We start from the raw sequence: 1,039 nt of genomic DNA, 5'->3' as shown, positions 1-1,039 counted from the left end.
TCGACCAGGGCCGTGTCGCCGCCGTCGCGTCCGAGCTCGCCTCCGGGATGGTCAGTGAGGTCGGTGAGATCCTCGCCGACACCGGGATGGACACCCAGAATCGGCGCATCGTCGGGGAGCAGACCCGGGCCGTGCGCGACACGGTGTTCTTCGTGGCCGAGGGTGCGCTCACCAACGGCATCGATGCCGAGCGCCGCCGCTTCCTCGCCCGGCGTGCCGACCTCGACCGGGCCCTGACCAGGGCCGGTGTCGCCGACGAGCAGCGTGACCAGGTCCGCACCACCATCGCCGCTGCTGCCCATCAGGCCGGAATCGCGGGCAAGGCCGCCGCCGAGCGAAACCAGCAGTGGGGCATCAAAAGTGAGCGCATCGCGATGATCCGCGACGACCAGCTCGACACCCGCGCCCAGCAGCGCGCCGCCGACAAAGGGCGCGCCAAACCGCCCGAAGCCGCGGTAGACCAGGCAGCGGTGCGGGCCTGCACCGCGCAAATCAACCAGTCCCTGGGCAACGGCATCGCCGCCGGGCCCGCCGGCCTTCGCCAGCTGCACGAGACGGGAATCGAGCGATGATCAAGTCCGGGACCGAGATCGTCGATCTGCTCATGATCGCCCGCCTGACCGAGCAGGCCGCCATCGCGGATATCTACAGCTGCGACCTCTTCTACGACACCCGCGACGGCCGCCCGACCGGACGGGCGTTGCTGGATTGGTGGGGTGCCGAGGTCTGGGACGATCCCACGCCCACGCTCGAAGGGCTCGACGAAACCTTGGAATCGCTCGGCTACGTTCGCACCAGCGACTGGCGTGAACGCGTCACCGCATCCGGTGTGGTCCGGTACTTCGCCGACGGCCAAGTCCATCTCGCGGACTGTCCGATAGGGCCACCGCCGGTGTAGCGAAACCCGACCACAGAAGAGGACCCTGCCGGGGCTTGTCCGGCAGGGTCCTCTTCTCATTGTGCGGCACAGCGATCCGCGCTGATCTACAGGTACAGAATCAGCGCGCCCATCACCACCGCCAGCAGCAGCGCGGCCGGC

General features: G+C 68.9%; 2 protein-coding genes. Both read left to right on the top strand.

All coding sequences use genetic code 11. The features are described 5' to 3' along the window. Nucleotides 1-572: hypothetical protein (locus A5780_RS40935; RefSeq protein WP_197521749.1), on the top strand; the 572-nt coding region annotated here is incomplete at its 5' end. Then, nucleotides 569-898, top strand: coding sequence for a hypothetical protein (locus A5780_RS13870; protein ID WP_064908622.1), 330 nt, complete (start codon nucleotides 569-571; stop codon nucleotides 896-898). The genes A5780_RS40935 and A5780_RS13870, both read left to right, overlap by 4 nt. Nucleotides 899-1,039 lie beyond the last annotated feature (141 nt).

The sequence above is a fragment of the Nocardia sp. 852002-20019_SCH5090214 genome (assembly GCF_001665865.1).
GTDB lineage: Bacteria > Actinomycetota > Actinomycetes > Mycobacteriales > Mycobacteriaceae > Nocardia > Nocardia nova.
The sequence above is the reverse complement of the archived record's forward strand: the minus strand, read 5'-3'. Positions and strand labels throughout refer to the sequence as shown.